The following is an 8,819-nucleotide window of genomic DNA, read 5'->3' as shown; positions in this document are numbered from 1 at the left end:
GCTTCGCGGGCGGCCACGCGGGCCACCAGCTCGCGCACCAGGGCGGCCAGGCTCATGCCGTGCGCTGCCGCGACGGCGGCAGCTTCGGCTTTCACGTCAGCAGGAACGGCGGCGCTGATGGTGGCGACCTGGTTCATACGGCCAAATCCAGCGGCAAATCGGAAATGTCTTTCAGGCGCTTGCCATCGACCATCACGGCCAGCATGTCGGCCGCGTCTGTCATGCCCAAGGCTTCTACCGTGGCTTGCAGCTCATACAGGGCAAAGTGATAAACGCAATCAATGTCCCCGGTTCCCAGGGCGATAGAAGCAAGGCGGCTTGGTGTCGGTTCGGCCGTGACGACCACCACATGAGGCAGGCGGCCCTTGCGGTTGCGCACCAGGTTCAACGCTTCGGAACGGGCGTTCTGCGCCCGGTCGCTGCGAATCGTCCATTTGCATGAAATGCTGGCGTGCAGCAGCGGCAGGCCGCCGTTTTTCTTGCGCAGGCTGGCAAGCGTGGTCACGTTGTCATCGACCAAGAACGCGGGCGCATTGATGGCGCTGTCGTCCTCGGTGTCGCGCACCACCACAATATCCGGCGTGATGGTGTAGTCGCTGCCCAGGGCGGCCGCCAGTTCGGCATCGGCCTTGGCGGCCCGGTCGAGCGCGACCAGATGCGCGTATTGCTCATAACGGGCAATTTCCAGGCGGTTGCGCCCGGAGACTTGATGCACATCCCAGGTTCCGGGGCGAAGGTGGCCGAGCTTTAGGAAGGTTTCACGCACGAAGGCCGCGCAGGTGCCTTCAAACTGGTTGCCCGAAGTCTGGCCCGCGATGCGCTCGCCAATGGTTTCGGCCTTGAGCAGATCGGCAATGCCCTTGGCAATCGCCTTGCTTGTGGTGTTGCTGCTGTCGGCGTTGCTCACCACTCCCGCGCTGTTGATGGTCAGCGTTGTTTGCAGCAGCGAAGCATGGAACGCCTTGCGGGCTTCGAGGAAATCGGCCTCTGCACTCATCACGCCACCTTGTAGATGCGCTGGACGGACAGAGCGGCGAAGATTTGCCGGGCCACGGCGGCGGCCACTGGTGGCGGGAAGGCGTTGCCGATCTGGCGATAGGCGGCTGTCTTGCGGCCGGAGAATTGCCAATCATCGGGGAAGCCTTGAATGCGGGCCGTCATGCGCGGCGTCAGGCGCGGCATACCCACAAAGTCGCGGGGCGGTGCATCGTCCCACAGGCCCATGCCATCGACGCCTAGCGCGGCCCAGGCACGTTTTGCGCGGGTCGGCCCAAGGTCAGGCCCGCCATGTTTTTTGGAGCCGCCAACCAGCGTAGGTGCAATGGCATTTGCTTGTTCTCGCCAGCGGTCAGCGCCGCGCCAGCCATTCGCGGCCATGAGATCGTGCAGCAGCTCGCCCACGGTCGGCGGGTTGTTTGGCAGCGGTTCCGGCCAGGAGAAGCCGCTAGCCAGGTCTTTGCGGATGCCGACGAACACCACGCGCGGGCGCAGTTGTGACACGCCGTAATCCGAGGCGTTGAACAGCCGCCAGCCGGGCACATAGCCCAATTTCTTGAGCTGCTTTTCTACCTTGTTCCGGTAGTCGTCAAAGACGGCATCGAGCAGGCCACGCACGTTTTCCAGCATCACGGCTTGCGGGCGGCACTCATCGACCAGGCGGATAGCTTCGGGGAACAAGTCGCGCTCATCCTTCGCACCGAGCTGCTTTCCTGCCTTGGAGAACGGCGGGCATGGCACGCCACCGGCTACCAGGTCGATGCCTTGATAGGGGCGGCCATCGAAGCGGCGCAAATCGTCCTCAATGACGTTCCAGGCGGGACGGTTCAGCCGCAGCGTGGCGCAAGCGGCCGGTTCCAGTTCGACCAGGGCCGCATGATCGAAGCCAGCCATTTCCAGGCCGAGCGCCTGGCCCCCTGCCCCTGCGCACATTTCCAAAGAATTGAATTGGCTCATATCGCTTTTCTCTTGGTTGATTGACGTGGCTTTCTGGCTGCCGGTGCCGCGAACATATCCGGTTGTAAGCCGCCTTGGTGCCTGTCGGCGAACGCCTGCATGAACTCGCGCAGCACTTCCGACGCCTTCCGGTTTTCAGCCAGACAGGCCCCTTGGAACGCCTCTCGGAGTTCCTTTTCAACACGGATACGGAGGCCAACGTCTTTGCTCGACATAAGGCGACAGTATCGCATGGATACACAATTGTGTATCCAAAAAATCGCTATCACGTCGCATAAATCCTAAGTTTTGCGACACGCCATGCCCTTGTCATTTTCAGAAGACGACTGCACCAGACAACGCGGTTTGAAGGCTGTTGTGCAGTCGTCTATTGAACGAACAGTATCAGGAGTCCGCTGCACGAATGATGACCTCAAGCCGGTTCTGGTCGCGCTGGCGACCGATCAGCCCCTGGATGTGCGATACCGCGACCACGATCTTTCCGGCGATTGGGCGGGCTACCGCGAATGCCACATCAAGCCCGACCTGCTGCTGATCTACCGCAAGTCCGACGCCGACACCCTGCGACTGGCGCGGCTTGGCTCCCATAGCGAGCTGTTCGGCTGATGCCAGTCGCCTTGTCCGCCAAACGATCATTAGGCGGCCAAACCGGACACCTGTCCGAAAACATCTTGCGCAACGGGATGACGGACAATAAGATAGGCGGACGGTATAACGGACAAATGGGCGGAAATGGCACTCATCGGCTATGCGCGGGTATCGACGGCGGAACAGGACACCGCCTTGCAGACGGATGCGCTGCGCAATGCAGGCTGCGAACGGGTTTTCGAGGACACGGCATCCGGGGCCAAGGCAGACCGGCCCGGCTTGGCCGATGCGCTGGCTTATCTGCGCGATGGCGATGTGCTGGTCGTCTGGCGGCTGGATCGGCTTGGCCGCTCCCTGCCGCACCTGATTGAGACGGTCGGCAAGCTGGAAGCACGGGGCGTCGGCTTCCGCTCGTTGACTGAAAACATCGACACCACCACGCCGGGCGGACGGCTCATCTTCCATGTGTTCGGTGCGCTGGGCCAGTTCGAGCGCGACCTGATCCGCGAGCGCACCAAGGCCGGGTTGACCGCTGCCGCCGCACGCGGGCGCAAAGGCGGACGCAAGCCGGTTGTCACTGCCGACAAGTTGCAACGAGCGCGGGAGCTTGTCGCCAACGGCTTGAATGTCCGCGAGGCCGCCGCACGCCTCAAGGTAGGAAAAACCGCTCTCTACGCTGCCTTGCAGGCGGCCAGTTCTGGCAGTGCAGCCGACTCCTGATATTTCGTGCAGTCGCCTTCTGAAAACGACATTATCTTGGCCGGGTCGTTTTTGCCGGGTCTAAATGGCCGCTGTGGATCTCATCGTCAGAAATGGCGATGCGAGCTCCAGGCGGGCAGGGCGGCCGCCATCGCCGGAAATGGCGATGCTGCAGCTCGACGTGCGCGGGCCTGGTGGCATCGTCGGATGCGGCGATGCTCGAGCAAAAAAAAGCCGCCTCGGGGTGCGAGGCGGCGATGACTGCCGGCGGTCAGGGAGGGAGGAAACCGCGCTGTGTGGTTGCAGCCTTCCCGGACTTTAGCCGATGCGTGCAGCGCGGCGAGGGCGTTCCGGCTGCTGCTGTTGCTTCTCCGCACGCTCCTGGCGCTGCTCCTGCTGTTGCCGGCGGCCTTCCTCGATCAGCACCTGGCCCACGGCCGCGCCGACCTGGCGCTTGAGGCCATCGCGGCCCAGCTCGCTCTTGTTCGCCAGGTCGTTGAAGTCGGTGAAGCCCTTGGGGTTCGCCTGCTGCTCGCCCGGCGCGAAGATCGGGAAGATGGCCTTGCCGCCTACGGCCTTCGCGGCTTCCTCGGCCTTGGCGCGGCCGGGGTTGTGGCCGCGCTCGATCTCCTGCGTGATCGACGCGCCGGACGCTTTCAGGATGTGCTCGGCGCGCTCGACGGCGCTCCAGGTCTGTTCCTTCTTCTGGATCGGCGGCAGGCCGTCGATCTGCTCGGCGTTGAACACCGTGGCGAAGAACACGCGCGGGCGTTCGAGCTGCACGGTTTCCTTGACCGGCTCGCCCTTCGCGTTGAGAACGGGCCGGCCGCTCTCATCGACCTTGTTCTGTTCCTCGCTGAATTTCCAGTATTGAACGGGCGTGCCCTTCTCGCCCTTGCGTACCTGCGCGCCCACGGCGGCGGCCTGCTTGTAGGTCATCCAACGGCCATCACTGCGGCCCTGGGCCATCAAGTGAATGGCGTTGATGCCCTTGTACCGCTTGCCGGTGGTCGGGTTCATCGGCAAGTAGGCGTTCGGCTCGCCAGGCTCCCACGGTCGTTGCCACGGTGCGGTGCCGGCCTTGAGCTGCTCGATCAGTTTTTCGGCAACGACTTCATGAAATGGCTTCTTCGGTTCCATAGTTTCATCCCTTCGGAATAGTTCGTTGATCTGCGGAAAGGTCTGCTGCGTCCTGGAACGGTCGTGAAGGCCATCGGCGACCATGCACACGATGTTGTGCAGGTCGGCGGATTGCATGGGCCTCACGCGGGCGATGCAGGTTTCCATGAATGACTGCTCGCCGCGCTCGCGCACGTGGGCCTGGCCCACGTGCTGGCCGGGCGCGAGGGTTTCGCAATGCAGCGCCCATACCTCTTCGGCCCGCACGTCCATCGACGTGCCGGCATAGCGGCGGTTGATGTCCTCCCAGCGGTCTTTCATGCCGGGCTGTTCGCGGGCGGCGATGATGCCGTCCAGCAGGGCGCGCTTCTCGGCCGGCGCGAAGGTGTTGGCCCCGTAGTGGCCCAGCACTTCATGCCGCAATGTCACCAGCAGGTCGGCGGCGTCGTCCATGTTCCCAAGGGGCACGTCCACGCGGCCACGGTACGAACGGCCGTTGTGGATTTGCTCCTTCGACAGATAGCCGCCCTTGAGGTCTGCCGGAACTTCCGCTGCGCGGTGGCCGTACAGCTCGCCGGTGCTCTCGCGGAAGTGGTAGATCAGCTCCAACGCGCCCGGATAGTCTCGGGTGAACGCCAGGGTGGCCTTCGCTGTCCAGGCCGGCTTGATCTTCCTTCGCCTTCCAGGCGGCCATAAACGTGCCGCCTTCGTGCTGAATCGCTGCGCGGATCGTGTGATACGGCACCGGCTTGAAAGCCTCGATTTCACGGTCACGATTCACGACCAGGGCCAGCGTCGGGGTCTGCACCCGGCCCACGGTCAGCAAGGCCCTGGAACCGCCGCGCTGCGCCCGCAAGGTGTAGGCGCGGCTTAGGTTCATGCCGATCAGCCAGTCGGCCCGCTGCCGGCCGCGTGCGGCGTCGGCCCAGCCCTTGTACGTGGTGTTGTCCTTCAAGGCGGCCAGGCCGCGCTTGACGGAAACCGAATCCTGGGCGGACACCCAAAAGCGGCGCGTCGGCTTGCTGCTCTTGAAGTGCTCCAGCACCTCATCGACCAGCAACTGGCCTTCACGGTCGGGGTCGCCGGCGTTGACGATCTCCTTGGCCTCTTTCAGCAGCTTGCCGATCACGGCGAGCTGCTTCTTGGCATCGTCCTTCGGGTGAAGAATCCAGGTCTGCGGGATGATGGGCAGATCATCGACGCGCCATAGCTTCTTGCCCGATTTCCCGGTCGGCACGTCGTCGGGCGTGTACTCGTCCGGGTCGGCCTGCTCCAGCATGTGCCCGAAGCACCAGGTCACTTTGTCGCCGCCGCATTCGATGTAGCCGTCGCCCTTGCCGGTGACGCCCAGCTCGCCGGCGATGGCCTTGGCGACAGATGGTTTTTCCGCGATGAACAGTCGCATGGTGGTTTCCTCCCCTACCAGGTGATGACCGGACGGATCACGGTCTGAACTTGAGAACGGTTGATGGGGCCGAAGTAGCGCCCGTCGAAAGACGTGTCGCTCACGTCCGACATAAGCAGCAGCTCGGCGCTGCCCAGCGTGTAGGTGCTGGCCTGGAAGCGCGGCAGGGGCCGCCCGGACTTGTCGGCCTGGATCGGCTTGCTGTGGGCCAGCAGCTCGCCATTCACACGCACGCCGTCATCGGCCACCGATACGGCATCGTCTTTAGCGGCTAAAACGCGCTTCATCATGTAGCCGTAGTCGCCAGGGCAGAACCCGGCCCCGATGTAGCCCCTTTCCTTGGCGTCATCGAACACGCCGACCTTCGGCGGGCACCAAAGCACGTAAGCGCCCTTCTCCACCGGCGCGCTGCTCGTCCAGTACAGGCCGACCGGAATGCTCTTGGTGGTGTTGATGCGGGCACCGGCGGCATAGCCGCCAGCGGCCAGCACCAGGGCGGCCACGCCGGCGATGGCAACGCCGGTCGTGATGCGTTTCAGGATGCGGCTCATATCGTGATGCCCTCCCCTGCCTCGACAACCTGACGCAGCCGGTCGGTGGCCTTCGGCGCGGGGATCGCGGCCCGCGCCTGAAACACCGGGTCTTTGAAGTACAGCGGCTGCTTGCCGTAGATGGCCGGGTAGCCGGCGACGTAGATCACCATGTCGCCGGCTTCCTCGATCTCGCCCTTGTCGTTCTTCTTTGGCCCCGGCATCCGCAGGCACTCATCGGGCGTCAGCAAGGGGCGCTGCACTTCCTGGTAGGTGCGCGACACCTGGCCCAGCATGGCCGCCGTGCGGCGGCCGCTGGTCGTGATCTGCTCCTTCACCACGGTGGTCTGCCCGGTCAGTCGGGACAGGTGTTCGGCTGTCTCGACGCGGTTGGGCGGGTAGGCGTTCTGCACGTGGCAGTTCGACGTGATGCTTTCGTCGTGGCCGTAGCCCGTCTCGCGGCTGCGGAGCTGGTTAATGTCCTGGCAAATCAGGTAGCACTTGATGCCGTAGCCGGCGACGAAGGCCAGCGACTCTTGCATGATCTCCAGCTTCCCGAGGCTCGGGAACTCGTCCAGCATCATCAGCAGGCGGTGCTTGTAGTGGGCCACCGGCCGGCCGTTCTCGAAGTCCATCTTGTCGGCCAGCAGGCGCACGATCATGTTCACCATGACGCGCACCAGCGGCCGCAGGCGGGCCTTGTCGTTGGGCTGGGTGACGATGTACAGGCTCACCGGGTCGTCGGAGTGCATCAGGTCTTTGATGCGGAAGTCCGACCGGCTCACGTTGCGCGCCACCACGGGATCGCGGTACAGGGCCAGATAGGATTTGGCCGTGGACAGCACCGATCCCGCTTCCTCTTCGGGCCGATCCATCATGTCGCGGGCCGCCGATCCGATGGCGTGGTGGTTCTGACCGTCCACGTGCCCGTAGGTGGTCATTTCCATCCATAGCTCGCCAATGTCCCGGTTCGGGTCGGCCAGCATGGCATCGACCGATGGCAGCGTGGCCGTGCCGCCCTCGTTCCTGGCCTTGTAGAGCGCGTGCAGGATGACGCCGACCAGGAGCGCGAAGGCGGTCTTTTGCCAGTGCGAATCCAGGCCCTTGCCGTCCGGGTCAACTATCAGAGTTGCTAGGTTCTGCACGTCGCCGACTTCGGCCTCGGTGCCGACGCGGATTTCATCCAGCGGGTTCCAGCACACGCCGCCCGAGCTGCTGGCCGGCTCGAAGCGCAGCACCTTGTTCTTGGCGTGCTTCTGTCCGTGTCGTTATGAACGGCACTGACGCGCTGATGCTCGGCGAAGCCAAGCCCAGCGCAGATTCGTTCCTCTATCGCCCGCAAGGTGTCGGCGCTGGGCTGCTCGCCAGCCCGGAAGCTGACGATCAGGTGATAGGTCTTGTCGCCCTTGGCCCGCGTGTTCGTGTGCTGGGTCGCCAGAACCTCCGTGATGGCGTCCTGTACCGACATGGCATCGCAGTTCGTGATCTGCACCTGGCCCAGCCGGTGATCCTTGCTCTGCGCGTCGGTGACGTAGTTCACCAGGCCGGCGAAGTCGGACTTGCCCAGCGAGCGCATGGGTACGTGCTTGACGATCATCGGCCGGCCTCCGGCGTTTTAGCCGCTAAAACGCTCAAGGCTCGGCCCTCGGCTGCACCACGGACTTCATGAGGCGGCTCATTTCGTCCTGGGTGGCTTCAATCCGGCCCAGCAGGGCAAGGATCGTCGCGTCGCCGAAGCGAGCCGTGCGCGGGTCGTCGGTCAGCCATAGCTTGAGCAAGCCGCCCAGCCGGCCAAGGTCGCCATTCACGCGCACCAGCTCGCGCACGTATTCGTAATCCATGACGCCCTTGATCTGGTAGCCCTGGCCCACGTCGCGCAGGTAGCGCGCCACGCTGACCCCGGCCCTCTTGGCGTTCGCCTCGATCAGTTCCTTCTCTTCGGGGAACACCGGCACCCGCAGGTGCTGCCGCCGCTTCGCTGTCGGCTGTTCGTCGGCTTCCATGTCGTCACCCCTTGAGCGCGTGCGCCGTGTGCCGCGCGTAGGTCGCCACGGCTCGCCAGTAGGCGGCCATCGGCCCCTTGCGGCGTGCCCATGCCTTCTCGGCTTCGTCGTTGGCCTGCGTGCGCAGCTCGCGCAGCACGCGGGCGAGGCGCTGCCGGTCGGCCACCGGCAGCGCCTGGAGTTCGCGGCCTGCTGGAAGCTCCAGCAGCGGATTGATGTAGCCCATGTCGTTCGTCTCTCGTTTCTTGCCGGCGGTAGCCGGCCGCCTCGCAGAGCAGGATGCCCGTTGAGTGCCGCAGGCGCGAATAAGGGACAGCGAAGATAGATAACCGGCTCGCCGGTTAGCTAACTTCGCCTATCCTGCCCGCCTTACGGCGTTGATAACACCAAGGAAAGTCTATACCGAAACCTTCGCATCTGTCTGCATTCAGCGCGAAAAGATGGCGGATATATCGAATGAAGGCGTACAATGCCTGGAAAGCGCGCTAGATGCAGCGGTGTCAGGCTGCTATCCACGCGCTT

7 protein-coding genes and 4 pseudogenes are annotated in these 8,819 nt (G+C 64.0%); 2 read left to right on the top strand and 9 right to left on the bottom strand.

What is annotated here, in order from left to right; translation table 11 throughout:
- Positions 1–133: 133 nt before the first annotated feature.
- Together AC23D4_RS23110 and AC23D4_RS23105 are read right to left on the bottom strand one after the other, a co-directional pair.
- Positions 134–997 (bottom strand): NgoMIV family type II restriction endonuclease, encoded by an 864-nt coding sequence (locus AC23D4_RS23110; protein WP_011798691.1) that lies wholly within the window; start codon positions 995–997, stop codon positions 134–136.
- Positions 997–1,953 carry a DNA cytosine methyltransferase gene (locus tag AC23D4_RS23105; protein ID WP_011798690.1) on the bottom strand — a complete coding sequence of 319 codons (957 nt, stop codon included), beginning with the start codon at positions 1,951–1,953 and terminating at the stop codon, positions 997–999. Before AC23D4_RS23105 ends, AC23D4_RS23110 begins: the two co-directional genes overlap by 1 nt.
- A gap of 300 nt (positions 1,954–2,253) precedes the next feature.
- On the opposite strand from AC23D4_RS23105, the gene AC23D4_RS23100 reads away from it, so the two are divergent.
- On the top strand, positions 2,254–2,559 hold the full coding sequence (locus AC23D4_RS23100) for a type II toxin-antitoxin system YafQ family toxin (protein ID WP_011798688.1): 306 nt from the start codon (positions 2,254–2,256) through the stop codon (positions 2,557–2,559).
- Between the two features lie 126 nt (positions 2,560–2,685).
- The gene (locus tag AC23D4_RS23095; protein ID WP_001173919.1) at positions 2,686–3,261 is read left to right on the top strand and encodes a recombinase family protein; all 576 of its coding nucleotides are present in this window, start codon (positions 2,686–2,688) and stop codon (positions 3,259–3,261) included.
- Positions 3,262–3,873: 612 nt separating this feature from the next.
- Here the strand turns inward: AC23D4_RS23095 and AC23D4_RS23090 are convergent.
- The 7 genes and pseudogenes from AC23D4_RS23090 to AC23D4_RS23060 all read right to left on the bottom strand — a co-directional run.
- Positions 3,874–4,812, bottom strand: a pseudogene (locus AC23D4_RS23090) (ArdC-like ssDNA-binding domain-containing protein); the annotation flags it as partial.
- A 190-nt stretch (positions 4,813–5,002) separates the two neighbouring features.
- A pseudogene (locus AC23D4_RS23085) lies at positions 5,003–5,764 on the bottom strand (DNA topoisomerase); the annotation flags it as partial.
- A gap of 14 nt (positions 5,765–5,778) precedes the next feature.
- On the bottom strand, positions 5,779–6,315 hold the full coding sequence (traF, locus tag AC23D4_RS23080) for a conjugative transfer signal peptidase TraF (RefSeq protein ID WP_011304092.1): 537 nt from the start codon (positions 6,313–6,315) through the stop codon (positions 5,779–5,781).
- A pseudogene (locus tag AC23D4_RS23075) lies at positions 6,312–7,553 on the bottom strand (type IV secretory system conjugative DNA transfer family protein); the annotation flags it as partial. The pseudogene AC23D4_RS23075 and the gene traF, both read right to left, overlap by 4 nt.
- Positions 7,553–7,891, bottom strand: a pseudogene (locus tag AC23D4_RS23070) (relaxase/mobilization nuclease domain-containing protein); the annotation flags it as partial. The pseudogenes AC23D4_RS23075 and AC23D4_RS23070, both read right to left, overlap by 1 nt.
- 34 nt (positions 7,892–7,925) lie before the next feature.
- The gene (gene traJ, locus AC23D4_RS23065; RefSeq protein WP_011013290.1) at positions 7,926–8,297 is read right to left on the bottom strand and encodes a conjugal transfer transcriptional regulator TraJ; all 372 of its coding nucleotides are present in this window, start codon (positions 8,295–8,297) and stop codon (positions 7,926–7,928) included.
- Positions 8,298–8,301: 4 nt separating this feature from the next.
- Positions 8,302–8,523 carry a hypothetical protein gene (locus tag AC23D4_RS23060; RefSeq protein WP_011798730.1) on the bottom strand — a complete coding sequence of 74 codons (222 nt, stop codon included), beginning with the start codon at positions 8,521–8,523 and terminating at the stop codon, positions 8,302–8,304.
- Positions 8,524–8,819 lie beyond the last annotated feature (296 nt).

It is taken from the genome of Hydrogenophaga sp. L76 (assembly GCF_057654755.1).
This window is presented reverse-complemented; position numbering and strand designations above follow the sequence as displayed.